Origin of the sequence: Streptomyces sp. NPDC127068, from assembly GCF_042724695.1 — a bacterium.
Taxonomy (GTDB): domain Bacteria; phylum Actinomycetota; class Actinomycetes; order Streptomycetales; family Streptomycetaceae; genus Streptomyces.
Genome location: NZ_JBHXEN010000085.1, coordinates 1 through 25,533 on the forward strand (window position 1 = coordinate 1; position 25,533 = coordinate 25,533).

Here is a 25,533-nt window from a genome sequence, read left to right on the forward strand (position 1 = left end):
CCCCGCCGATCGGCGGGGGGCCGGGGCCTTTCCGGTGCGGAGGACGAACCGTCACCGCCCCCGCGGGGAGCCGCACACGGTGCGCAGGTGCCGGGCGTCCGCCACGTCGCGGCACCCCGACAACCCCAGGGCGTCCCGGAGCTCCACGGCCAACAGGTCGAGGACCCGCGCCGCTCCGGCCTCACCCGCGGCGGCCAGCCCCCAGATCAGCGGCCGGCCCACCAACACCCCGCGGGCGCCGAGTGCCAGGGCCTTGAGCACGTCCGTCCCGCTGCGCACGCCGCTGTCGAACAGGACCTCGCAGTGGTCCGGAACGGACCGGGCGATCTCCGGTAGCGCATCGACGCTGGGCAGGGCGCCGTCGAGCTGCCGGCCCCCGTGGTTGGACACCACGACCGCATCGACGCCCGACTCGGCGGCGCGCAACGCGTCCTCGGGTGCCAGCACCCCCTTCAGCACCAGCGGCAGTCGGGTCCGGCGGCGCAGTTCGTCGAGGGTCGACCAGGTCACCGCGGCGGAGAACGTCCGACCGGTGTGGACGGCCACGGCGGACCCGTCGCGGGTCCGCTCGTGCGCGGTGGGGCCCGTGGTGAGGTGGGCCGCCCGCACTTCGTCCGGCAGGGCGAACCGGTTGCGGACGTCCCGCAGCCGCCGGCCCATCCACGGGACGTCGACGGTGAGCACCAGGGCTTCGCAGCCGGCGTCCTCCGCCCTGCGCACCAGGTCCCAGGAGTGCACCTCGTCCCGCTGCCAGTACAACTGGAACCAGACGCTGCCGCCGAGCGCGGTCAACTCCTCCACGGGCACGCTGCTGAGGGTGCTCGCGATGAACGGCACCCCGGCCGACTTCGCCGCCCGTGCGGCGGCGGCTTCGCCCTCCGGGTGGACCAGCCGTTGGTACGCCACCGGAGCGACCGCCACCGGCATCCGCACCGGACGGCCCAACAGCGTGGCGTCCGTTTCGCAGCCCGCCACGTCCCGGAGCACCCGTGGCACCAGGAAGATCCGGTCCAGGGCGCTCCGGTTGGCGTCCAGTGTGGTCTCGGCGCCACTGCCCCCGGCCAGGAAGTCCCACACCTCCGGAGGCAGCACGGAAGCGGCGGCGCGCGCGAAGTCGTCGAGGCGGTGTGCCTCGACGGCCTCAGGGTTGCTTCGGGAACCCACGCTGCCCGGTCCTCTCCAACTCCACGGCCTCGTAGAGCGCCTTGATGTTGGAGCTGCCGAAGGTCTGGGCGCCCTGGCGCTCGATGACCTCGAAGAAGAGGGTGCGCCGCGGGTGCGTCGAGGCGGTGAAGATCTGGAAGAGCTGGCCGCCGTGGTCCTCGTCGGCGAGGACGTTGGTGGCGCGCAGGTCGTCGAGCCGTCCTTCGTCCAAGGCGATCCGCCGGCCCAACAGGTCGTAGTAGGCCGGCGGCGTGGTGAGGAAGGTGACCCCGCGCCCCCGCAGCGCCCGTACCGCACGGACCGCGTCGGAGGAGGAGAACGCGAGGTGCTGGACGCCCGACCCCTGGTGGTCCTTGAGGAACTCGTCGATCTGGCCGGCCTCGGCGGTGAGGTCGGGCTGGATGAGGGTCAGCGTCACCGAACCGGACCGGCTCTGGACGACCTTCGACTCCATCGCCTGGGCGCCGACGACGATGCGCTCCTCGAAGATGTGCCGGAAGCCCAACGCCTGGCGGTAGAAGTCGACGGTCGGCTGGAGCTCGCCGCTGTTCAGGCACACGGCGACGTGGTCGAGTTCGAGGAGTTCGACGAGGTCGTCGGCGCTGGCGTCGGTGCCGGCGGACTGCTCGACGGGGTCCTCGGACGGCGCCACCGCGGTGAACCCGGCGGGCAGCCCGGGTCCCTCCTCGGCCGCGCGCTGGACCAGGGTGTGGGAGACGTCGCCGAACCCCTGGAGCGTCGCGGTGACCCGGGGCCCGCCGGCCGGGTGCCGGGTCGGAGGTCGGCGCACCTCGGCGCCCCCCGCGACCGCCGCCGCGAACGCGGCCTCGACGTCGGACGTCCGCAGGGCGATGTCGGCGACCCCGTCGCCGTGCGCCAGGACGTACAGCGACGCCGGGTGGCGCTCCGAGACGCCCTCGGTGAGGACCAGCACGATCCCGCCGTGGCGCAGGGCCACACTGCGCTGCTCGGCCGACTCGCTGGTGCCCACGACGGTGAAGGCGTACTTGTCGGTCCAGTCGTTGACCGACGCGTCGAGGTGCTCGACGTAGATCTCGACGTAGTCGAGGGAGAGTTCGCCGAGCGCGCTCGGCGTCTCCGGTGCGTCCCGCATACGTGCCCCCTTCCGGGAAATGGAAAGAATTCTGTCGAACTTTAAGTTCCTTGCCGTGCGTCTGGCTATCGCGGAATTGTCTGTCCCATGGACGGTTGGACACGTCGGGGGCGCACGTCACCGAATGGGGAATCGTGGTGGGTGCGGGCCTCGCGCGATGATAGAGGTGACCTTTGAGTACAGCCACTGCGGCGGCGCGTGGAGTTCCGGGTGCCCGTGGCCCTGGTAACTGATCGGACACATTGCTTAACTGGTCGGCGGTTTTCATTTCGGGTGGAGCGCTTTCATACTGGGAGATGCCTTGTGATCCGGACCATGGCTGTCGTCGGCACGGGACTGATCGGCACTTCGGTGGCGCTCGCCGCGAGTGGGCAGGGCGTGACGGTGTTCCTGTCCGACCGGAACCCGGTGGCCGCCCGGACGGCCGCCGCGCTCGGGGCCGGGGTGGCGGAGTCACCACCGGGGCCGGTCGACCTCGCGGTGCTGGCGATGCCGCCCAGTCAGGTGGGCGACTCCCTCGTGGAACTCCAGGACCGGAAGCTGGCCCACTGCTACACCGACGTGGCGAGCGTGAAGTCCGGTGCGGAGCGGGTGGTGCTGAGCGATGCGCCGGAGCCGTTCCGCTTCGTCGGCGGGCATCCGATGGCCGGACGGGAGTGGTCGGGGCCGTTGGCGGCCCGCGGTGACCTGCTGCGCGGTCGCACCTGGGCGTTGACGCCCTCCCCGCTCACCTCCGCCCTCGCCCTGGAACGCGCGCTGGAACTGGTGTCGCTGTGCGGAGCCGTTCCGGTGGTGACCCGTAGCGCGACCCATGACGGCGCGGTGGCGCTGACCTCCCACGTACCGCACCTGGTGGCGAGCCTGATGGCGGCCCGGTTGCAGGACAGCACGGCGGGCATGCGGCGGTTCGCCGGGCCCGGGGTGCGCGACGTGACGCGGATCGCCCGGGGCGACTCGCGGTTGTGGGGGGACATCCTCCAGTCGAACGCGAGCTCCGTCGTGGGGGTGGTGCGGGAGTTGCAGGCGGACCTGGGCCGTTTGGTGACCGCCCTGGACGCGCTGGCCGAGGACGGTGCGGACCGGGCGGAGGGCATGCAGGTCCTGGTGGACGTACTGGACCGGGGCATCGCCGGGGTGGAGCAGATATCCGGCGGCCCCGCCGGCGCCGCTCCGGTCGGTGGCGGCGCTCCCGGGGAGCGGGCCCGGGCGTGGGTGGCGGTGAAGGAGCGGCCGGGTGAACTGGCACGACTCCTGGAAGCGCTGGGGGACCAGGTGGTGGCGGAGACGATGGGGATCGACGCGGACGGTGCGAGCGGGCTCGTCGCGCGGTTCGACGTGGCGGCGGAGGCGGTCGATCCGCTGCTGCGCCACCTCCGCGCCGGCGGCTGGGAGTCGGGACGCGAGTGATCCGGTGGCCGGATGGAGCCGAGGGGTCGAGGGGTCGAGGGAGCAGGTGGGGGTGGGAGGGGCCCCGAGGGCCGGTTGGTGGGGAAGGGGCGGGTGGGCGGTTCGACGGAACCGCCGTGGATGACTTTTGTGTGACGTCCGGATGGACCGTCCGCCCCGTACTCCGCCCGGTGAATATGCCAAGCGTTCCTGACAGTCCGGATGGTAATTGACCATTCAAACTGTGAGTTTTCTATGAATTTTTGGGGGAAGGGGTCGGCGGCGGCCGTGCTACTTCGGGCAGAATCCGAACGAACGGGCACGACTGGGTGCGTTGACTTGTGTGCGGGCAGCGGGAGCATTCCAGCCGCAGTGGCGAAATCTGAGGCTGGGTCAGTTCACCCGTGAGTCAGCGTTGCGACGGCGCCACCGCGACACCGGGATCATCTCGGAGTTCGGGACGAGGCGCTTTTTTCGGGCATGGTGGTTACCCTGTGAGTGAGCTGGGAAGGTTCCTGCGCACCACTGGGTCAGCCACCCCCACACAGGCCCATTGTTCTGGGCGGATACGGATCTCTGGTTTCTTGTTTCTGAGTCGATCACTCTGTAGGAATCACGGACGCCGAAGCCCACAGCATCGTAAGAGCGCACGGATACGGTACGGGGGGTACCTGTGAACCTTGCAGAACGGAATGCCGATCTTCAGTTACTCAACAGGCTCTACTTGCGCTGTGCCGCTGACCGGGGCTCCGTCGTCTTCGTCAACGGCCCCGTGGGATCGGGAAAGACCGCGATGTTGTCGGCATTCGCGGAAAGGGCGATGGAACATGGCGCGCTGTTCGTTTCCATCACCGCTTCGGCCAGCGAACAGCACCACCGGTTCGGACTCGCCGACCAGTTGGTGACCGCACTGCGGGCCGCCGGAATGAACGCGGACCCGTTCGTCTCCGGTGACATCGGTGTCCACGCCCCGGGAGACGGGACGCTCGGCACCGGCCCCGTTCCCCTGGGGCTGCTCCAACGGATCTGCCGTTCCGTGTGCGAGTTCGCCGAACACAGCCCCCTGGTCATCGGCATCGACGACGTGCACTTCGCGGACGCCGCCTCCCTGGAGGTCCTCAGCTACCTCGTCCGCCGCATCGACTCCTCCGCCGTCATGATCGTGATGAACGAGTGCACCGGGCACGACCGGGAACTCGTCACCCTCCACGCGGAGACCCTGCACCTCCCCTACTGCCACGGCATCCGACTGACCCGACTCACCGTGATGGGCGTCGCCGCGCAACTGCGGGACCGCCTCGGCTCCGCACCCTCCTACCACGAGGTCGAGCTGTGGACCCGGGTCAGCGGCGGCAACCCGCTGCTCCTGCACGCCCTCATCGACGACCGCACGACGGACGGCACCGAACCCGGCGAACCCGAACCGGGCGAGTCGTACCGTTACGCCGTCGTGCGGTGCCTCCACCGCTGCCCACCGGACATGCTGGTGGCGGCCCGCGCCCTGGCAGTCCTCGGCGACGCGGCCACCAAGTCGCTCATCGGGGAACTCGTCGGCGGTGACGGCATCCTCGTCAACGGCAGCCTCGGCGCCCTGCACGCCGCCGGACTCCTCACGGCCACCCGCTTCCGGCACGAACAGGCCCAACTGGCGGTGCTCGCCGACGTCCCGGCCGGCGAACTCTCCGAGATGCACGGACGGGCCGCCGAACTCCTCCACGAGGGCGGCGCCTCCGCGGTCGCGGTGGCCCGGCAACTGATGGCCGCCCACGACTCCGTACGGACCCCCTGGCGGGTCGAGATCCTCCGCGAGGCGGCGCATGAGGCCATGGTGTCCGGCGAGGTCGCCGCCGCCGTGGGATACCTCCGCCACGCCTCCGGCATCTGCACCGACCCCGCCCAGGAAGCACAGGTCACCGCCGAACTCGCCGACGCCCAGTGGCACATCGACCCCGCCAAGGCGACCCGACACCTCGACCAACTGATCCGCATGGTCCGGTTCGGCCTGCTCACCGGGCCGGAGGCGTTGGTCCCCGTGAAGCACCTCATCTGGTGGGGCGAGTTCACCCGCGCCGACGACCTCCTGAAGCGGATCGAGAACCAGGAGGACCACGAACCCGCCCCCGTGACCACCGGACCCGGGCGCGCGGGCGTACGACTGGTGCGGCTGGCGCTCGCCTTCTGCGCCCCCGACCTGGCCCGGGACCCGCGGGACGTCACCGGCGACCCGCTCGACGCCATGGCCGCCGGCGCCGGACCGCTGACCGCGCTGACCTTCCTCAACCTGTCCACCGACGGGGGCGGCGACGGCGAGGAGGTCCAGGGAGCCGACCAGGTGCTGCGCGCCACCCGCGCGGGCAGCCCCCTCGCCGCAACGATCCTCGCCCTCATCCTGCTCATCCAGACGGACCGCCTGGACGACGCCGTCTCCTGGTCCGACCGACTGCTCGAACAGCGGTGGATCGAGCGGGTCCCCATGCGCCGGGCCATGCTGGAGACCGTCCGCTCGGCCGCGGCCCTGCGCCGGGGGGAGGCCCTGGAAGCGGGCGCGTCCGCGCGGACCGTGCTGCAACTCGTCGCGCCCGCCTCCTGGGGGGTGGCGGTCGGGCTGCCGCTCGCCCTGGCCATCCGGTCCGGCACCGAACTGGGCGCCTTCGACTCCGTCCTGTCGGTGCTCAACGTCCCCGTACCGGCCGGCATGTTCGACACCCCCTTCGCCCTGCCGTACCTCCAGGCGCTCGGTCGCTACCACCTGGCCGTCGGACGCCCGCACACCGCCCTGACGCACTTCCGCTCCTGCGGGGACCTCATGCGCAAGTGGCGGATCGACGCCCCGCACCTGGTGGACTGGCGGGACGACGCCGCCGCCGCACTGGTCGCCATGGGCCGGGTCCAGGAGGCCAGGAGCCTGATGGAGGAACAACTCCTGCGCCGCAACGGGAGCCGGGTCCCGGACCACTTCAGGGACCGGGCGGCCCGCGCCCACGGCACCCGGCCGCCGGCGGCCCACACCCGCCCCCACCGGTGGGAGACCCCGGGGTTGAGCGCCGGCCCGGGGTCCTCCCTCGGCGGGGCCGGCACGCAGAGCACGGCCACCGTCGACCACGGCAGCGAGGAGTCGTTCCCCGCACTCGTCGAACTCACCGAAGCGGAACGCAGGGTGGCCGCCCTCGCGGCCTCTGGTTGCACCAATCGGGAGATCGCCGGCAGATTGTTCATCACCATGAGCACGGTGGAACAACACCTCACCAAAATCTACCGGAAGCTGCGGGTGCGGGGCCGCAACGACCTCCCCTCGGCACTCCAGGTCCACGGCCGTCCCTCATGCCTGCCCAATGGCCGTTGAGAGCGCAGAAGGACCGTACTTCTCCCCTCTCGAACTTCTCACCCCCTGACTTGTCACCCCCCGACTTCTCACCCCCTGACTTCCCCTCCCGTGCGTCGCGCACCCGGGTGTTCCATGCCCGGGTGTTCCGCGCGCGTGCCGCAATGCGTCCAACCGGCAAGTCCCTTTCGGTTGGACGAAGGTTGTCGCGGCACCGCAATTCATGTGAGCCTGACCGTCGAAATCGAAATCAGACGTTCTTCGAGTGATCCTGCGCGATCTCGAATGGTCCCAGTGATCTCGATTCATGGCGCATGGGAGAATTCATGACCGGACGGGACGTCGACGAAGAGCAGCGGGCCGTGACCACCCCGGATTCCGGAACACCGGACGGCGGACCGGCGGCCACCGCACCCCCCGCCGCCACCGGCCCCGCCCCGCACCAGCTGTCGAGGGCCGCCCTGCACGCGAGCCTCGCCGACCCGGTGCTGGACACGATGAACTTCCTCAACGAGGTGACCCACCGCTACCCCGAGGCGATCTCCTTCGGGCCCGGGCGGCCGTACGACGGGTTCTTCGACAACGAGCAGATCACCGACCACCTGCGCCGCTACCTCGACCACCTCACCGCACACGGCGGCTCCCCCGGCGACCTGCGGACCGCGCTCTTCCAGTACGGGCCCACCGCCGGCCTGATCCGCGGGACCATCGCGGACTCCCTGCGCACCGACGAGGACGTCGACGTGCCCCCGGAGTCCATCGTGGTGACCGTCGGAGCCCAGGAGGCCATGCTGCTGGTGCTGCGCACCCTGATGCGCGACCCCGCGGACGTCCTCCTCGTCGCCACCCCCTGCTACGTGGGGATCAGCGGTGCGGCACGCCTCCTCGACGTGCCCGTCGTCCCCGTCGACGAACGCGAGGAAGGACTCGTCTGCGCCGACCTCGACGCCGTGGTCCGGCGCGAGAAGGCCCGCGGGCGCAGGCCGCGCGCCTTCTACGTGGTCCCCGACCACTCCAACCCGTCCGGCACCACCCTGGGGCCCGCCGCCCGCGCCGAACTGCTGGAGCTGGCGGCCCGCCACGACTTCCTCGTCATCGAGGACAGCCCGTACCGCCGGGTGAGCCCCGGGACCCCGCAGCCGACCCTGAAGTCCCTCGACCGGGACCGGCGCGTCATCCACCTGGGCTCCTACTCCAAGACGCTCTTCCCCGGCGCCCGGGTCGGGTTCGCCGTCGCCGACCAACTCGTGGTGGACGACGCGGGCCGCACCGGGCTGCTCGCCGACGAACTCGCCAAGGTCAAGAGCATGGTGACGGTCAACACCTCGTCGCTGAGCCAGGCCGTCGTCGCCGGGGCGCTGCTCGCCGCGGAGGGCCGGATCTCCCGGCACAGCGCGGACACGGCCGCCTACTACGGCGAGGCCATGGCCACCACCCTCCGCTGTCTCGACGAGAGCCTGCCCGCCGAGCGCAGGGCCGCCCTCGGGGTGCGGTGGAACGAACCCACCGGAGGGTTCTTCCTCCGCGTCCAGGTGCCCTTCCCGGCGGACAACGCGGCACTCGGTCGCTCGGCACAGGACCACGGAGTCATCTGGACACCCATGCGGTACTTCTATCCGCAGGGCGGTGGACTGCACGCCCTGCGGCTGTCCACCAGCTATCTGACCCCCGCGGAAATCAAGGAGGGAACCGCGCGGCTCGCCCGTTTCATCGAGGCGGAGAGCGCGGAATTCCGAGCGGAAGGCGCAGGGGCGGACAGTACCCGCGACTGACGGACGAACCGTCGGGTGACGGAATTCATCCACGGATCTCCGCCCCGCGCGAAAGACCCGCGGGGCGGAGATCCGGAGAACCAAGAACCATCGAAATTCGTGGAACGCATCCAGAATCCAGCGGGCGTCACCGGACGCCCCCACCCGGAAAGGGACGGGAATGACCGGCACGACCACACAACGACCGCGCAGCAAACCGCGCATGTGGGGATGGACCTTCCGATGACCACAGACACCGCAGCACCGGGACTCCTGACCGAGGAGCACGTGCCCGCCGCACACCACGCCGGCGCCCCCGGCTTCCTGACGCCCTACGCCCCGCGCATCGTGGGCGTGGGCACCGCCGCCGCCGGCACCGTGTACAGCCAGCCGGACGTGCTCGACGCCTTCGGGATCACCGACCCCAAGATCCGGTCCGTGTTCCTCAACAGCGCCATCGACACCCGCCACCTCACCGTGCCCGACCCCGGCGAGGACGGCGTCCGGGTCCCCGAACCGCAGGGCGACCTCCTCGACAAGCACAAGAGGCTGACCATCGAGATGGGCACCGAGGCGTTGCGGGCCTGCCTCAAGCGGGCCGGAGCCGAACTCTCGGACCTGCGCCACCTCTGCTGCGTGACGACCACCGGGTTCCTCACCCCCGGACTCAGCGCACGCCTCATCCGCGAACTGGGCATCGACCGGCACTGCAGCCGCTCCGACATCGTCGGCATGGGCTGCAACGCCGGACTCAACGCCCTGAACGTGGTGTCCGGATGGTCCGCCGCGCACCCCGGCGAACTCGCCGTGGTGTTGTGCGCGGAAGCCTGCTCCGCCGCCTACGCCTTCGACTCCACCATGCGCACCGCGGTCGTCAACAGCCTCTTCGGGGACGGTGCCGGCGCCGTCGCGCTGATGTCCGGACCGGACGACGGCCCGCCCGGTGCCGTCGAAGGCCCCCACGTCCTCAAGTTCGCGAGCTGCATCATCCCCGAAGCCCTCGACGCCATGCGCTACGACTGGGACCGGGACCTCGACCGGTTCAGCTTCTTCCTCGACCCCCAGGTCCCCTACGTGGTCGGCGCGCACGCGGAGATCGTCATCGACCGGCTGCTCACCGGCACGGGACTGCGCCGCAGCGACATCAAGCACTGGCTGGTCCACTCCGGCGGCAAGAAGGTCATCGACTCGGTGATCGTCAACCTCGGGCTGACCCGTCACGACCTCCGGCACACCGTCGGAGTGCTCCGCGACTACGGCAACGTGTCGAGCGGGTCGTTCCTCTTCTCCTACGAGCGGCTGCTCGACGAACACGTCACCCGTCCCGGCGAGTACGGGGTCCTCATGACCATGGGGCCGGGTTCAACGATCGAGACGGCGCTGGTCCAGTGGTGACCGCCCGGGAAGCGAGCGACACCGTGACCACCGTGAAGATCGACGGCACCGCGCCCCTGACGCTCGCGTCGGTGAAGGCCCTGGCCGACGTCTGCGACCAGGCCGAGGACCGGTCGGCCGGCGACGTGGGCGGTGGTGTCATCACCGCCCGGGTCACCGGCCGCCCCGGCCCCGGCTGGACCGAGGGGCTCAACGTCGCACTGGTCACCAAGTGGGAACGCGCGCTGCGCCGGCTGGAGCGCCTGCCCGCCGCCACCGTCGCGGTGGCCACGGGGGAGACCGGGGGGCCGGCCCTCGACGTGTTCCTCGCCGCCGACATCCGGCTGGCCACCCCCGACGCGCAGCTGCTCGTCGCCACCGACGGCGAGGCCACCTGGCCGGGCATGGCCGCCTACCGACTCGTCCAACAGGCCGGGACCGCCCGGGTCCGGCGCGCCGTGCTGTTCGGCGTGCCGATACCCGCCGACCAGGCGCGCGAACTGGGGATCGTCGACGAACTCACCGAGGACCCGGACGCCGCACTCGCCGCGGTGGCCCGACTCGCCGGGGAACTGTCCGGCAAGGAACTCGCCATCCGCCGCCAACTGCTGTTCGACGCCACCTCCACCAGCTTCGAGGACGCCATCGGCTCCCACCTCGCGGCCTGCGACCGCGCCCTGCGCCGCACCGCTGCCGTGGTGGACGCCCGGTGACGGCGTCCCTCCCGCCCCGCGAGGCGGCCCCGACCGGCTGGGCGGAGCTAGCCGAAGCCGCCCGGCGGGTCGAGGAGTTGCTCGCCGCGCTCCCCGACCCCGAGGCGCGCACCCCGCAGCAGCAGGCCGTGGTGGCGGCGGCCCAGGACACCGCGCGGGCCCACCGCGTCCGCTTCCTGGCCGAGCACGCCGACGCCGTCTACGACCGGCTCACCGAGGGCCGCACGGTGCACCTGCGGATCGGGGAACTGGTCGAGGCGGCGGCCAAGGAGTACCCCGGTCTGGTGCCCTCCGAGGAGCAACTCGCCGTCGAGCGCGGCCGACCGCAGGCCGCCAAGGAGGGCCACGAGGTCGACCAGGGCGTGTTCCTGCGCGCCGTCCTGCGTTCGTCCACCGCCGGACCGCACCTCGTCGACGCCATGCTCCGGCCCACCGCCCGGGCCCGGGACCTGCTGCCGGAGTTCCGCCGCGACGGCGTCGTCCAACTGGAGGCCGTGCGCCTGGAACGCGTCGACGGCGTCGCCCACGTCACCATGTGCCGGGGCGACCGGCTGAACGCCGAGGACGGCCGTCAGGTCGACGACATGGAAACCGCCGTCGACCTCGCCCTGCTGGACCCCGGGGTCCGGGTCGGCCTGCTGCGCGGCGGAGTGATGAGCCACCCGCGCTACCAGGGCAGACGGGTCTTCAGCGCGGGCATCAACCTGAAGGAGCTCAGCTCCGGGGGGATCTCCCTGGTCGGCTTCCTCCTCCGCCGCGAACTGGGCTACATCAACAAGATGGTGCGCGGCGTCCGCACGGACACCGACCCGGGGGCGCCCGCCCGTTGGCACACCCCGCTGGTCGAGAAGCCCTGGGTGGCCGCCGTGGACGGGTTCGCCATCGGCGGCGGCGCCCAACTGCTGCTGGTGTGCGACCACGTGCTCGCCGCGTCCGACGCGTACCTCAGCCTGCCCGCCGCCCAGGAGGGCATCATCCCGGGCGCCGCGAACTTCCGGCTGGGTCGACACGTCGGCCCGCGGCTGTCCCGGCAGGTCGTCCTCGGCGGTCGCCGGCTCTGGGCGACCGAACCGGAGGCCCGGCTCCTCATCGACGAGGTCGCCGAACCGCGGGACATGGACGCGGCGATCGACCGGGCCCTGTCCCGGCTCGACGGTGACGCGGTCCTCGCCAACCGCAGGATGCTGAACCTCGCCGAGGAACCCCCGGACGCGTTCCGCGCCTACATGGCCGAGTTCGCACTCCAACAGTCCCTACGGATCTACGGCGAGGACGTCATCCGCAAGGTCGGCCGCTTCGCCGCGGGAGCCGCCCGAGCAGCGGGAGCCCCATGAGCGGGGACCGCGCCCGGGTGCGCTACGAGAAGAAGGACCACGTCGCGTACGTCACCCTGGACCGGCCCGAGGTCCTCAACGCGATGGACCTGCGCACCCACGAGGAACTCGCCGGGATCTGGGACGACGTCGAGGCCGACGACACGATCCGGGTCACGGTGCTCACCGGCACGGGTGACCGCGCCTTCTCGGTGGGCCAGGACCTCAAGGAACGGGCCCGCCTCGACGCCGAGGGAGCCGCCCCGACCACGTTCGGCAGCCGGGGACAACCGGGCTGGCCCCGGCTCACCGACCGCTTCACCCGGTCGAAGCCGGTACTCGCCCGGGTCCACGGCTACGCCCTGGGCGGCGGTTTCGAACTGGCCCTCGCCTGTGACCTGATCGTCGCCTCCGAGGAAGCGGTCTTCGGGCTCCCCGAGGTGCGCCTGGGCCTGGTGCCGGGGGCCGGCGGGGTGTTCCGGCTGGCCAGGCAACTGCCCGAGCGGGTCGCCCTCGGGTACCTGCTCACCGGCCGTCGGATGGACGCCGCCACCGCCGCGGGCTTCGGGCTCGTCAACGAGGTCGCCCCGGCCGACCGGCTCGACGAGGCGGTCGACCGGTGGACGGACGACCTGGTGCGCGCGGCCCCCCTGTCGGTGCGCGCCGTCCGGGAGGCGGCCCTGAGGTCCGTGGACCTCCCGTTGGAGGAGGCGTTCACCACCTCCTACGTCTGGGAGGAGCGCCGCCGGCGGGGCGACGACGCCGCGGAGGGGGTCCGTGCCTTCCGCGAGAAGCGGGACCCCGTGTGGACCGACGGCTGACCCGTCGGGTGCCGCGGTGTCGCCCCGGCCCCGTACGGGGGTAGGTGCCGCACGGTACGGGCGGACCGCCGGCGGACGGGAGCCGCCAGAACAGGAGAAGACGATGCCACGAGCGCGGATCAACGGGATCGACCTCAGCTTCGACGTCCACGGTGCGGGGGAGCCGGTCGTGCTGGTGGCCGGCACCGGGAGCCCCGGCCGGATCTGGCGGACCCACCAGGTGCCCGCCCTGAAGGCCGCGGGCCACCAGGTGATCACCCTCGACAACCGGGGGCTCGCCCCCGACGAACCCGGCCACCGGCACTTCACCCTCGACGACATGGTGGCGGACGTCGCCGGGCTGATCGAGCACCTCGGGGCCGGCCCCTGCCGGGTGCTGGGGCACTCCCTGGGCGGGATCGTCGTCCAGGAACTCCTGGTGGCCCGACCCGAACTCGTCCGCCAGGCCGTGCTGGTCGCGTCGAGCGGGCGGACCGACGAGGTGATCCGCGCCATGGCCGCCGCCGATCTCGCGCTGGCCGACAGCGGCATCACCCTGCCCCCCGCCTACGCGGCCTTCGTGGCGGCCCTCCAGAACCTCTCCCCGCGGACCCTCAACGACCAGGAGCAAGTACGGGACTGGCTGGGCGTCTTCGAGATGTCCGCCGTCAACCTGTCCTCCGTGCGGGGCCAGTTGGCGGTGGACCAGATCCCCGACCGGCTCTCCGCCTACCGGTCGATCCGCCGCCCCTGCCTGGTCGTCGCCTTCCAGGACGACCGGATCATCCGCCCCCACCTGTCCCGGGAGGTCGCGGACGCCGTCCCCGGCGCCCTCTACCGGGAACTCCCCGGCTGCGGACACTACGGATACCTGGAACAGCCCGACGCCCTGAACTCCGTCGTGATCGACTTCTTCGCCGGACGCCTCCCGGCCGATCCGCAGCCGTCGTAACGGCCCACCGCACCCCGGACGACCCTGACCCTCACCGGGTGCCGGCGGTCGCCCTCCCGTGCCGGGGGACGGCGGCCTTCGGGTCGCCCGTCGCCACGGGCACCACGGGGAACGAGACGGTGATGCTCAGCCCGCCCTCCGGCCGCGGCACGGTGGCGATGGTCGCGTCATGGGCGACGGCGATGGCCTGCACGATGGACAGCCCCAGACCGAGCCCGTCACTGCGCCGCCCGGTGCGGGTGCCGCCGAGCCGCTGGAACGGCTGGAAGAGCGTGTCGACCTTCTCCGGCGGAACCACCGGTCCGGTGTTGGCGACGGTGAGGACGGCCCGACCGTCCACGGTCCGCGCGCTCACCTCCACCTCGCCCCCGGGCGCGTTGTGCTTGAGCGCGTTGTCCACCAGATTGACCACCAGGCGCTCCGCGAGCGGCCGGTGGCCGGTCGCCACCGCTTCCGTCACCGAGGAGCGCAGCGTCACCGCCCGCTGCCGGGCCCCCGCCGACTGGGCGTCCACCACCTCCTCAGTCAGCCGGGCGAGGTCGAACGGCTGCCGGGCCTCGATCCCCGCGTGGCTGCGGGTGAGGGTGAGCAGCGCTTCGAGCAGCCGCTCCTGTTGGGCCCCCGCGGCGAGGATGCGTTCGTGGGCCTGGCGCAGGGACTCCACGCTCGCTTCCGGATCGGACAGGGCGACCTGACCGATGGTCCGTTGTCGGGCGAGGGGCGTGCGCAACTCGTGGGAGGCGTTGGCCACGAACTGGCGCTGGGCCTGGAAGGACCGGTCCAGCCGGACCAACAACGCGTCGAAGGTGTCGCCCAGGTCCTTCAGTTCGTCGCCGGGCCCCTCCAGGGCGAGCCGCCGGTGCAGGCTGGTCGCCGAGATGTCCCGGGCGGCGGCCGTGATCGTCCGCAGCGGTCGCAGGATGCGCCCCGCCACGATCCAGCCGAGCGCGATCGAGAGCAGCGACATCAAGGCCAGCGCGATGACGGAGTTGCTGAGGAACTGCTGCATCAGCGCGGAGCGTTGGCTGGCGAGCGCCTTGCGCGCCTGCTCCGAGGCCTCGTCCAGATCGATCACCCGAGGGCCCTCGGGGCTGACCGAGCTGGGAGCGGCGTCCTGGGGCGGCAGGGGGGCGGTGGTGTCGGGCTGTTCGACGAAGGTGGCGTTGGAGTCCCTGGGCGGGTCCCACAGGATCGAGTAGCGCACCAGGACGTAGGTGATCGCCAGCAGGGTCGCACCGGAGATCAGGAACAGGCCCCCGTACAGCAGGGTCAGTTTCGCCCGCACGGTGCGACGGGAGCCGCCGGAGCGCACGGCGCGACGGGTGAGTGTGGCGATGACCGACATATGCATCCTCACGTCCGGGGTCCCTCGCGTCCACGATGATCCGTCCCCGGTTTCCGCGGGGTTTCACCGGCCGCGCGCCGATTCGGCCGGTACCCGTGCGCGGTGACCGTCGGGGCGGCGGCGGGACGGCGACCGCGGGGTGCGCGCCGGGCGCCCGCCCGGGGACGGCGCCATGGTAGGTGTCGCGGCCCTTGGTCGTCCCCGGAACGATCGGCTGTCACCCGACCGGTTGCGGTGCACGACCACGGGGCGCGGGTGCGAACGGCGTGTGCACCAGGCGTGCGCGAAGGCCGCGCGCCCCCTGAGAAGGGGGCGGGAACTCGGTTCCGTGGAGCGAAACCTTGGTGAAACCGGGGGTCTCGTAGAAAGGGTCCACGCAGAAAACTCAGCACGCGGTCGACAGCGGTACACGAAGTACCGGGAGGGGTCGTGTCGGAGGTAGCGCGGGCGGTGAAAGTCGACCCGGACCACACCGGCGCGGACTTCGCCCGATCGACCGCCCCGAGGGCCCCTGCACCGTTCCGCCGCCTGGAATTCAGACGCACGGGACCGTGGCGGGGCATTCACCGGCCGCGTGCCGAATTCCCCTTACCCGACCCCGACAAGGACGGCGGCTTCAGCCTCATGCAGGACAGTCCCTTCGACCTCGCGTCGTCACACTCCCGCCGGGTCGCCCCCCGGCAGCTTGGGGGCGGATCGTGAGCACCACGCAGCTTCCCACCGACGACGGCACCGCCGACGCGGCCCCGCCGGACGACGGCAAGGGCCGACGTGCCCGCCGCAAGGGCTCCGGGCGCCGCCGCTGGATCATCACGGCCGTCGTGGTGGTCCTGGCGGCGGCCGGCGCCGGGGTCGTCGTCCTCGACCCGTTCGCGAAGTCGTCGGACGACAGCTCCTCCGAAGGCACCACCCGCACCGGGGTGGCCGAGGTGACCAAGGGAACGCTCGCCGCGCGGACCCAGACGAACGGAACGCTCGGATACGCCGGCTCCTACAAGGTCGTCAACAAATCCAGCGGAACCCTCACGAAGGTCCCCCGGGTGGGCGAGGTGATCCGCCAGGGGAAAGTGCTCTACCGGGTCGACGGAAAGCCCGTGGTGTTCCTCCAGGGCGCCTACGTTCCCGCTTACCGGAAACTCGCCTGGAACATGGAGGGCGTCGACGTACAGCAGCTGAATTCCGCACTGCTCGATATGGGGTACGCGGACAAGGGCGATATCGACCCCGACTCCGACTACTACGGCTGGCAGACCTATTACGCCGTCAAGGAGCTCCAGGACGACCTCGGGCTGAAGGTGACCGGGGAACTGGAGCTGGGCCAGGCGGTCTTCCTGTCGGCGAAGGAGATCCGGGTCACCAAGGTCGGTGCGGTCAGCGGTTCCTCCGCCGCTCCGGGTTCCGTGGTGGTCGAGGGCTCCTCCACCCAGCGCCAGGTGTCGGTGGCGCTCCGGGCCAGCCAGCAGGCCGACGTGAAGAAGGGCGACAAGGTCACGATCTCCCTGCCGAGCGGGCAGTCGACACCGGGTGTGGTCTCGTCGGTCGGCAAGGTGGCCACCAAGTCCGGCGACGGCATGACGGTGGAGGTGCTGATCAAGCCGTCCAAGCCGAAGGACACCGGCCAACTGGACCAGGCGCCCGTCCAGGTGTCCATCGTCAGCGGCTCCGTCAAGGACGTGCTGTCCGTGCCGGTGAACGCCCTGCTCGCGCAGGCCGGCGGCGGCTACGCGGTCGAGGTCGTGGACGCCGCGGGCGAACGTCGCCTGGTGAAGGTGGAGACGGGCCTCTTCGACGACAGCGCGGGCCGGGTCCAGGTCACCGGGGACGGGCTGAGCGCCGGCCAGAACGTCGTGGTGCCGGGATCATGAGCGAGACGGCGACGGACGTCGCGGCGGCCCCCAGGCAGCGCCTGGGCGAACCGGTCCTCGAACTGGAGGACGTCAGCAAGGTCTACCCCGGGGTCTCCCCGGTGGTGGCCATGGACAAGGCCACGTTCACCATCCGCCGGGGCGAACTCGTCGCGATCGTGGGCCCGTCCGGCTCCGGGAAGTCGACCCTGCTCCAGGTCATGGGAAGCCTGGACCGCCCCAGCTCCGGCAAGGTCAAGATCGTGGGCGACGACGTCGCGCGGATGTCGGACAAGGCCCTCGCGGGGCTGCGGGCCACCCGCATCGGCTTCATCTTCCAGCAGTTCTTCCTCGCCAACAACTCCACCGCCCTGGAGAACGTGGCGGACGGACTCCTCTACTCGGGCGTCCGGCACCGGGAGCGGCTGCAGGCCGGCGCCACCGCGCTGGCCCGGGTCGGTCTCGCCCACCGGGCGAACCACCGTCCGCCGGAGCTGTCCGGCGGTGAACGCCAGCGCGTCGCCATCGCCCGGGCGCTGGCGGGCAACCCGGCGATCGTGCTGGCCGACGAACCCACCGGCAACCTCGACAGCGTCACCAGCGCCTCGATCTTCGACTTGCTCAAGCAGCTCAACTCCGAGGGCACCACGATCGTCGTCATCACCCATGACCGCGACCTCGCGTTCCGGATGCCCCGCCGGATCGAGGTGCTCGACGGTCGCATCGTCCACGACGTCATGGTGCCGGACGGCGCCGGACCCGCCGTGGACGGCCCGCCCGCCACCCCGGACGGCTCCGTCCCCTCCGAAAGGGTCCAGTCATGACCACTACGGCCCCGCCCTCCGGTCGGATGCACCCGGCCGACCTGGCCAGGACCGCCAGCGTCGGCCTGCGCACCCGACGGATGCGGGCCGCGCTGTCCGCGCTGGGCATCGCCATCGGCGTGGCGGCGATGGTCGCGGTGATGGGGCTGTCCCGTTCCTCCCAGGCGGGCCTGTTGGCCGAGATCGACAAACTGGGCACCAACCTGCTCACCGTCACCCCCGGCCGGGTCGTCGCCGGTGGCACCGCCAAGCTCCCCGTCGACGCCCCGGCGATGATCAACCGGATCGGCCAGGTCGAAGCGGTCCAGAGCACCGGCAAGACCGACGCCAACGCCTACCGCAGTCCCCACATCCCCAGCATCAACACCAACGGCCTCAGCGTCACCGCCACCAGCCTCGGCCTGCCCGCCACCGTGCGGACCTCCGTCGCCGAGGGCCGGTTCCTCAACGCGGCGACCGCCGAACAGCCCGTCGCGGTCCTCGGCTCGGACGCCGCCAGCCGGCTCGGCATCGACCGCATCCACCAGGGCGTACGGATCTGGGTCGGCGGCAAGTGGTTCTACGTCGCCGGCATCCTCAAGCCCGCCAAACTCACCCCGGAGATCAACTCCGCGGTGATGGTGGGGTACGGGGCGGCCAAGAAGTACCTCAACTTCGACGGCCACCCCTCCATCATCTACGTGCGCGCCGAGACCGACCACGTCAACGAGGTGCAGCAGCTCCTCGCGGCCACGGCCAACCCGGAGCGCTCCGACGAGGTCGCCGTCAGCCAGCCGTCAGCCGCGCTGGAGGCCCGCGCCGCCACCCAGTCCGCACTCAACGGACTCTTCCTCGGACTGGGCGCCGTCGCCCTCCTCGTCGGAGGCATCGGCGTGGCCAACACCATGGTCATCTCCGTACTGGAACGCCGCTCCGAGATCGGCCTACGGCGCGCCCTGGGCGCCACCAAGGGCAACATCCGGGTGCAGTTCCTCTCCGAAGCGGTGCTCCTCGCCGCACTGGGCGGCGCGGTCGGGGTCGGATTGGGGGTGATCGCCACCATGGTGTACGCCCAGATCAAGGGCTGGACCACGGTCGTCCCGGTGATCGCCTGGGCGGGCGGACTCGCCGCAGCCGGCGCCATCGGCGCCATCGCCGGACTGCTGCCGGCGCTGCGGGCCGCCCGCATGCAACCCACCGAGGCCCTCCGCACCACCTGACACACCGACGCCCGGCACCGTGGACCGCCACCCCCACGGTGCCGGGTCCCGTCATGTCGGCAGCCGCAACCAACCGTCCACGCGGACCGCACCGACCCGACCTCCGCCGCCGGGACACCCCTGACTTCCCCCATTCCCCTCCCTTAACCCCAGACTTCCGGACGTCCAACTGTCATTTCCGTGTCCAACTGCCGGAATTGGTCGGTTGGACGCCGTTGGCCATTGCTTGTCCGGTGAGTTGGCGCCAACTACCATCGCTCGGAGCAGAAGGCGAAAGAGTACGTATTCTCGGCTCGGTTCCGCTTCCTGGGAGGGGCGAAATGGCGAACCCATTCGACAATGAAGACGGGTCCTTTTACGCGCTCATCAACGACGAAGGCCAGTACTCGCTCTGGCCGACCTTCGCGGACGTCCCCGCGGGCTGGGAGATCGCCTTCGGCGAGGACACCCGGCAGGCCTGCCTCGACCACATCGAGGAGAAGTGGACGGACATGCGTCCGAAGAGCCTGATCGAGGAGATGCAGCAGTACGAGCGCGCCCAGTAGGGCCCTCTCTGCACTGCGTCTTCCCACGGTGACGGGCCCGGAGCGCGATGAGCCTCCGAGGACGTGCCGCGTCGGCCACCGCACGGGAGTCCCCGGGCCCCGGACCGGACCGCGCACCGCGCGTCGTCCGCCCGCCCCGGTACAGGCACAGAAACGGTTCCCCCATCGGACCCGACTCCGCACAGGGGAAAAGCGAACCGTACTGAATTCCCGGCCGGCCTCGAAAAGCGTCGGGCTTTCCGATCAATCGACGGACAAGGAGGTTCCGGAGCCATGATGGCAGGCGCGGGGCCGCAGATGATGGTTCGCGGATTCGGCTCGGATTCCGGGCTGACCCGCCAGAAGATAAAACCCGGCACCGTGCCGCGGATCTTCCCCTACCTCAGACCGTACCGGCGGATAGTCACCTTCCTGCTGTTCATCACGGTCCTTGAGGCCGGGATCACGGTGGCCAGTCCGCTGCTCTTCAAGTACCTCATCGACGACGGCATCCTCCCCCGGAACCAGGCGGTCGTCGTCACCGTCGCCCTGGTCGTCCTGGGGCTGGCGCTCCTGGAGGCGGTGGCGGCCTACCTCCAGAGCCTGCTGTCCGCCCGGGTCAGCGAAGGGCTCATCTACGACCTGCGGACGGAAGTGTTCCAGCACGTCCAGAAGCAGCCCCTCGCCTTCTTCACCCGGGCGCAGACCGGCGCACTCGTCAGCCGCCTCAACACCGACGTGGTCGCCGCCCAACAGGCCCTCACCACCCTGCTGTCCACGGTCGTGTCCGGTGTGCTGGCGCTGTTCCTCGTCCTCGGCACCATGTTCTACCTCTCCTGGGCCATCACCCTGATCGCCCTGGCGGTCCTCCCCGTGTTCGTCCTCCCCGGCAAGATCATCGGCCGGCGGATGCAGCGACTCATGCGGGAGTCCATGGAGCAGAACGCCGAAATGGGCTCGCTCATGCACGAGCGGTTCAACGTGGCCGGCGCCCTGCTCACCAAGCTGTACGGCCGCCCCGCCCACGAGACCTCCCTGTTCAGCAAGCGGGCCGGCCGGGTCCGCGACATCGGCGTGACGACCTTCGTCTACAGCCAGATGCTGCTCCTCTCGGTCACCCTGCTCGCCACCTTCGCCACCGCGCTCGTCTACGGCATCGGCGGCATCCTCGCCATCCGCGGGACCTTCGAGATCGGCACCCTGGTCGCCCTCGCGGCCCTCCTCACCCGACTGTTCGGGCCGATCAACCAGCTCTCCAGCCTCCAGGCCAACGTGATGACGGCCCTCGTCAGCTTCGACCGGCTCTTCGAACTCCTCGACCTCAAGCCGCTCATCGAGGAGCGCCCGGACGCCCACGCCCTGCACACCAAGGAGCCCGGCGCCCCGCAGATCACGTTCGAGGACGTCAGCTTCCGCTACCCGGTCGCCGCGGACGTCTCCCTCGCCTCCCTGGAGTCCATCGCCCTGCCCGCCCAGGTCCGCAAGGACAATCCGCTCACCCTCAAGAACCTCAGCTTCACCGCGCCCGCCGGGAAGCTCACCGCCCTGGTCGGCCCCTCCGGCGCCGGCAAGACCACCCTCACGCACCTGATCCCGCGCCTGTACGACCCGGGCACCGGAACCGTGCGCATCGGGGACACCGACGTCCGCGACCTCACCATGGAATCCCTGCGGGACACCATCGGCATGGTCACCCAGGACGCCCACCTCTTCCACGACACGCTGCGGGCCAACCTCCTCTACGCCCGGCCCGAAGCCACCGAGGACGACCTGACCGAGGCGTGCCGGTCCGCGCAGATCCTGGACCTCGTCAACTCCCTCGCCGACGGCCTGGACACCATCGTCGGTGAACGCGGCTACCGGCTGTCCGGCGGCGAGAAGCAGCGCATCGCCCTCGCCCGCCTGTTCCTCAAGGCGCCCTCCGTCGTCGTCCTCGACGAGGCCACCGCCCACCTCGACTCGGAGTCCGAGGCCGCCGTCCAACGGGCCCTCAGCACCGCCCTCGAAGGCCGCACCTCCGTGGTCATCGCCCACCGGCTGTCCACGGTCCGCGAAGCCGACCAGATCCTCGTCATCGACGACGGCCAGGTCCGCGAACAGGGCCGGCACGAGGAACTCCTGCTCCAGGGCGGACTGTACGCGGAGCTCTACCGCACCCAGTTCGCCACCGGACCCTCCCGGGCCGACATCCCCGAACCCGAACCCGAGGCGGAGTCCGTACCGCAGTTCGCCGGCGGCCCCCAGTTCTTCGGGCCCATGGCACCCGGCGGCGGCGACGGCGGCCCCGGCGCCCTCCCGCCGCCCCCCGGCGGCCCCTTCGACGGCGGCCCGCCCCCGCTCCAGGTCCTCGGCGGCGGCGGAGGCGCACCCCCGCCGCCCCCGCCCGGCGCGGACGGGGCAGGGAGGTAACCATGCCCGACGACGCCCCGGCCGCGCTGCGCGCGCTGGCCGAAGCGGGCCGTCTGGCAGCCGAGTTCCCGGAGGCGGGCCGCCTGGTGGCCCGCCTCCGGGGCCCGGAGCTGCCCAGCATCGGACGGCTCCTCGCCCGGCTCGACCCCGAGGAGGTCACCCGGGCCCACCCCGACGTGCCGCAGGTCAGCATCGGCGTCACCGGACACGGCACCCTGGGCGCCCTGCCCCCGGCCCTGCACGCCCAACTCGCCCGGCACGGACTGCTCGCCCGGGTGACGCTCGCCGACTTCGACCACTACGTCCTCGACCTGCTCGACCCGGACAGCCCGCTCAACCGGGCCCGCCCCGACCTCACCCTCTGCGTCCTCGACCCGATGATCGTGTTCGACGAGGTCCCCGTGCCCTGGCGGCCCCAGGACGTGGCCCGGGTCGCCGCCGAGAAGGTCGAGCTGCTGCACAAGCTCGCCACCCGGTTCGCCGAAACCCCCGGCACCCTCGTCCTCAACACCCTCCCCCTGCCCCGCGCCCACAGCGCCCAACTGGTCGACCACCGCTCCCGCGCCCAGCTCGGCGCCCTGTGGCGGGACGCCAACAGCCGACTCCTCGCCCTCGCCGAGGACAACCCCTCGGTCGTCGTCATCGACCTGGACCCCCTCATCGCCGAGGGCGTGCCCGCCGTCGACGAACGCCTCAGCACCTACGCCAAGGCCCACCTCACCGAGGAACTCCTCGCCGCCTACGCCGTCGAGGTCGGCCACCTCGCCCGGCAACTCGCCGGACGCGTCAAGAAGTGCCTGGTACTCGACCTCGACAACACCCTGTGGGGCGGCGTCCTCGGCGACGACGGCCCCGAGGGCATCGAGATCGGCGACGGCTACCGCGGCGAAGCGTTCCACGCCTTCCAACAGGTCGTCCGACAACTCGGCTCCCAGGGCGTCCTGATCGCCGCCGTCAGCAAGAACGAACCCGACGCCGTCGCCCGGACCCTGCGCGAACACCCCCGCATGGCCCTGCGCGAGGACGACTTCGTCCACGTCATCGCCAACTGGCGGCCCAAACACGACAACCTGCGCGCACTCGCCGACACCCTCAACCTGTCCACCGACGCCTTCGTGTTCGCCGACGACAGCACCTTCGAACGCGAACTCGTCCGCCGGGAACTCCCCGGGGTCACCGTCATCGACATCGACGGCGAACCCGCCCGCCACCGCAGCGCCGTCCTGCGCGACGGCTGGTTCGACGTCCGGGACGTCACCGCCGACGACCGGGTCCGCGCCGCGCGCTACCGCGAAGAAACCGCCCGCAAGGGCTTCCTCGACGGGTTCGACTCCACCGACGACTACCTCCGGGAACTCGGCACCCGCGTCCGCATCGCCCCCGCCACCCCCGACCAAACCCCCCGCATATCCCAACTCACCCTCCGTACGAACCAGTTCAACCTCACCGCCGAACGCCTCCAACCCGCCGACGTACGGGCCAGGACCGAAGACCCCGCCACCCTCACCCTCACCGTCCACGCCCACGACCGGTTCGGCGACCACGGCCTCGTCGGCGCCCTCCTCACCCACCGCGACGGCGACACCCTCCACCTCGACAACTTCCTCCTCAGCTGCCGGGTCTTCTCCCGCGGCATCGAAGAGGCCTGCCTCTCCCACGTCCTGCACCTGGCCCGCGACACCGGCGCCACCTCCGTACGGGCCCGCTACCGCCCCACCGGGCGCAACCACCGGGTCGCCGACCTCTACCCCCGCTACGGATTCACCCGCACCCCGCCCGGCGAGGACGACGACGACACCCTGACCTTCGACCACCCGCTCACCGCGATACCCCCCGTCCCCCCGCACCTCCACCTCGACGCCCCGAGGAGGGACGAGCCATGAACGACCTCGACGAGTTCCTCACCCTCCTGAACGACGAACTCGGCCTGCGGATCGCCCCCGAGGACACCGACCGCGCACTGACCGAGCTCCCCGGCTGGGACTCCCTGTACCTGCTGCGCCTCGTCACCGCGTTGGAGGGCAGGACCGGCCGCAGCATCAGTGTCATCGACGTCTTCGAGGCGCCCGACCTGCGCCACATCTACGACCTCACGACGGCCTGACGACGCCCCGTCCGTGACCCGGCGGCCCGTCCGCCGCGCGCCCCGCCCGCGGTCGCCCGCGCCTCGCACGCGGCCCGCGGCGCGCGCCGTCGTCGCCCCGACCCGTCGCACCGCACCGAACTCCGAGTGAGGGACTCGCATGTCTCAGGACGACCGCCGGCTGCCCCTGTCCGCCGCCCAGTACGACATCTGGCTCGCCCAACGCATCGGGGACCCCAGCCCCGTCTACAACTCGGGCGAGTACGTGGAGATCGACGGGCCGGTGGACGCGCCGCAGTTCGAGGCGGCGGTGCGGCAGGCGGTCGCGGAGTCCGAAGGGCTGGGCGTCCGCATCGTGGAGGACGCCGAGGGCCCCCACCAGGTCCCCGCCGCCACCGACTGGACGTTCACCGTCCGTGACCTGTCCGGCTCCCCGGACCCCGAGGCCGAGGCGCACGCCTGGATGCGGGAGGAACTGGCCCGCCCGGCCGACCCGACCGCCAGCCCCCTGTTCGCCCAGGCCCTGTTCCGGCTCTCCGACACCCGTTCCCTCTGGTACCAGCGGTACAACCACGTCGTCATGGACGCCTACGGCTGGTCCCTCTTCGGACGCCGGGTCGCCGAGGTCTACACCGCCCGGGTCACCGGAGCCCCGTGCGCACCGCCCCGGTTCGGCACGCTCGGTGACGTCCTCGCCGAGGAGGCGCGGTACGGGGGCTCCACCGACCGGGACCGCGACCGCGCCCACTGGACGACCCGGTTCGCCGACCGGCCCACCCCGGTCAGCCTCCCCCTGGGGGGCGCCGCGGCGGCCGGCGCCCGACGGGAGACCGCCCACCTCGACGCCGATGCCGCGGACCGACTGCGGAGCCTGGCCCGCCGGGCCGGCGTCAACTGGTCGAACGTCGTCATCGCCGCCGCGGCGGCCTACTTCGCCCGCGTCACCGGCAGCACCGACGTCGTCTTCGGCGTCGTCGTCACGGGCCGGGTCACCCCGCTGTCCGGACGCACCCCGGCGACCACGGCCAACATCCTCCCGATCCGCCTGGCCGTGGACCCCGGCGACGACCTGCTGACCCTCGCCCACCGGGTCCGGGACGAACTGCGCCGCATCCTCGTCCACCAACGCTTCCGCGGCGAGGAACTGCGCCGCGAACTGGAGTGGCCGGCAGCCGGCAAGGGACACTTCGGACCGCTCGTCAACGTCGTCACCTTCGACCACCAACTGGACTTCGCGGGCGCCCCCGGCCGGCCGCACGACGTGTCGATCCCGCCGGGCGAGGACCTGGTGATCACCGTCCGCGCCGAGGCGACGGACGGACGGATCAGGGTCGACTTCGACGGCGCCGACTCCGCCCCCGGCCTCGACGACCTCACCGCCCACCAACGCGCCTTCCTCACCCACCTCGCGGCGAG

At 71.6% G+C, this 25,533-nt stretch carries 19 protein-coding genes; 16 read left to right on the forward strand and 3 right to left on the reverse strand.

Annotation, left to right across the window (positions count from 1 at the left end):
- Nucleotides 1–51: 51 nt before the first annotated feature.
- Both ACFWIA_RS33470 and hppD read right to left on the reverse strand, forming a co-directional pair.
- The gene (locus ACFWIA_RS33470) at nucleotides 52–1,164 is read right to left on the reverse strand and encodes an alpha-hydroxy acid oxidase (RefSeq protein WP_387011030.1); all 1,113 of its coding nucleotides are present in this window, start codon (nucleotides 1,162–1,164) and stop codon (nucleotides 52–54) included.
- Nucleotides 1,142–2,278 (reverse strand): 4-hydroxyphenylpyruvate dioxygenase, encoded by a 1,137-nt coding sequence (gene hppD, locus ACFWIA_RS33475; RefSeq protein ID WP_387011031.1) that lies wholly within the window; start codon nucleotides 2,276–2,278, stop codon nucleotides 1,142–1,144. Before hppD ends, ACFWIA_RS33470 begins: the two co-directional genes overlap by 23 nt.
- A gap of 315 nt (nucleotides 2,279–2,593) precedes the next feature.
- Between hppD and ACFWIA_RS33480 the strand changes: the two genes are divergently transcribed.
- The 8 genes from ACFWIA_RS33480 (at nucleotide 2,594) to ACFWIA_RS33515 (ending at nucleotide 13,889) form a co-directional block, all read left to right on the forward strand.
- A complete protein-coding gene (locus tag ACFWIA_RS33480) occupies nucleotides 2,594–3,685 on the forward strand; it encodes a prephenate dehydrogenase (RefSeq protein WP_387011032.1) in 1,092 nt (363 codons plus the stop codon).
- A 652-nt stretch (nucleotides 3,686–4,337) separates the two neighbouring features.
- Nucleotides 4,338–7,007 carry an AAA family ATPase gene (locus ACFWIA_RS33485; RefSeq protein ID WP_387011033.1) on the forward strand — a complete coding sequence of 890 codons (2,670 nt, stop codon included), beginning with the start codon at nucleotides 4,338–4,340 and terminating at the stop codon, nucleotides 7,005–7,007.
- Between the two features lie 305 nt (nucleotides 7,008–7,312).
- Nucleotides 7,313–8,758 carry a PLP-dependent aminotransferase family protein gene (locus ACFWIA_RS33490; protein WP_387011034.1) on the forward strand — a complete coding sequence of 482 codons (1,446 nt, stop codon included), beginning with the start codon at nucleotides 7,313–7,315 and terminating at the stop codon, nucleotides 8,756–8,758.
- A gap of 222 nt (nucleotides 8,759–8,980) precedes the next feature.
- Nucleotides 8,981–10,132, forward strand: a complete 1,152-nt coding sequence (dpgA, locus tag ACFWIA_RS33495) for a 3,5-dihydroxyphenylacetyl-CoA synthase DpgA (protein WP_387011035.1) — start codon at nucleotides 8,981–8,983, stop codon at nucleotides 10,130–10,132.
- 23 nt (nucleotides 10,133–10,155) lie between these two features.
- A complete protein-coding gene (dpgB, locus tag ACFWIA_RS33500) occupies nucleotides 10,156–10,824 on the forward strand; it encodes an enoyl-CoA-hydratase DpgB (protein ID WP_387011036.1) in 669 nt (222 codons plus the stop codon).
- Nucleotides 10,821–12,158, forward strand: a complete 1,338-nt coding sequence (dpgC, locus tag ACFWIA_RS33505) for a (3,5-dihydroxyphenyl)acetyl-CoA 1,2-dioxygenase DpgC (protein ID WP_387011037.1) — start codon at nucleotides 10,821–10,823, stop codon at nucleotides 12,156–12,158. Before dpgB ends, dpgC begins: the two co-directional genes overlap by 4 nt.
- Nucleotides 12,155–12,958 carry an enoyl-CoA-hydratase DpgD gene (dpgD, locus tag ACFWIA_RS33510; protein ID WP_387011038.1) on the forward strand — a complete coding sequence of 268 codons (804 nt, stop codon included), beginning with the start codon at nucleotides 12,155–12,157 and terminating at the stop codon, nucleotides 12,956–12,958. The genes dpgC and dpgD overlap by 4 nt, the downstream gene beginning before the upstream one ends.
- Nucleotides 12,959–13,061: 103 nt before the next feature.
- Nucleotides 13,062–13,889: an alpha/beta fold hydrolase gene (locus ACFWIA_RS33515; protein WP_387011039.1), complete on the forward strand. Its 828-nt coding sequence runs from the start codon at nucleotides 13,062–13,064 to the stop codon at nucleotides 13,887–13,889.
- Nucleotides 13,890–13,920: 31 nt separating this feature from the next.
- On the opposite strand, the gene ACFWIA_RS33520 is transcribed toward ACFWIA_RS33515, so the two are convergent.
- Complete coding sequence (locus ACFWIA_RS33520) at nucleotides 13,921–15,234, reverse strand: sensor histidine kinase (RefSeq protein WP_387011040.1); 1,314 nt, start codon at nucleotides 15,232–15,234, stop codon at nucleotides 13,921–13,923.
- A 698-nt stretch (nucleotides 15,235–15,932) separates the two neighbouring features.
- On the opposite strand from ACFWIA_RS33520, the gene ACFWIA_RS33525 reads away from it, so the two are divergent.
- The 8 genes from ACFWIA_RS33525 to ACFWIA_RS33560 form a co-directional block, all read left to right on the forward strand.
- Complete coding sequence (locus ACFWIA_RS33525) at nucleotides 15,933–17,099, forward strand: efflux RND transporter periplasmic adaptor subunit (RefSeq protein ID WP_387011041.1); 1,167 nt, start codon at nucleotides 15,933–15,935, stop codon at nucleotides 17,097–17,099.
- Nucleotides 17,096–17,902, forward strand: coding sequence for an ABC transporter ATP-binding protein (locus ACFWIA_RS33530; RefSeq protein WP_387011042.1), 807 nt, complete (start codon nucleotides 17,096–17,098; stop codon nucleotides 17,900–17,902). The genes ACFWIA_RS33525 and ACFWIA_RS33530 overlap by 4 nt, the downstream gene beginning before the upstream one ends.
- A complete protein-coding gene (locus tag ACFWIA_RS33535) occupies nucleotides 17,899–19,101 on the forward strand; it encodes an ABC transporter permease (RefSeq protein WP_387011043.1) in 1,203 nt (400 codons plus the stop codon). The genes ACFWIA_RS33530 and ACFWIA_RS33535 overlap by 4 nt, the downstream gene beginning before the upstream one ends.
- A gap of 320 nt (nucleotides 19,102–19,421) precedes the next feature.
- Complete coding sequence (locus ACFWIA_RS33540) at nucleotides 19,422–19,646, forward strand: MbtH family protein (protein ID WP_387011044.1); 225 nt, start codon at nucleotides 19,422–19,424, stop codon at nucleotides 19,644–19,646.
- Nucleotides 19,647–19,919: 273 nt separating this feature from the next.
- Entirely contained in the window at nucleotides 19,920–22,034 is a 2,115-nt protein-coding gene (locus ACFWIA_RS33545) for an ABC transporter ATP-binding protein (protein ID WP_387011045.1), read from the forward strand.
- 2 nt (nucleotides 22,035–22,036) lie between these two features.
- Nucleotides 22,037–23,917, forward strand: coding sequence for an HAD-IIIC family phosphatase (locus tag ACFWIA_RS33550; RefSeq protein ID WP_387011046.1), 1,881 nt, complete (start codon nucleotides 22,037–22,039; stop codon nucleotides 23,915–23,917).
- A complete protein-coding gene (locus ACFWIA_RS33555; RefSeq protein WP_387011047.1) occupies nucleotides 23,914–24,138 on the forward strand; it encodes an acyl carrier protein in 225 nt (74 codons plus the stop codon). Before ACFWIA_RS33550 ends, ACFWIA_RS33555 begins: the two co-directional genes overlap by 4 nt.
- 139 nt (nucleotides 24,139–24,277) lie before the next feature.
- A partial coding sequence (locus tag ACFWIA_RS33560) for a condensation domain-containing protein (protein ID WP_387011048.1) occupies nucleotides 24,278–25,533 on the forward strand: 1,256 nt, incomplete at its 3' end.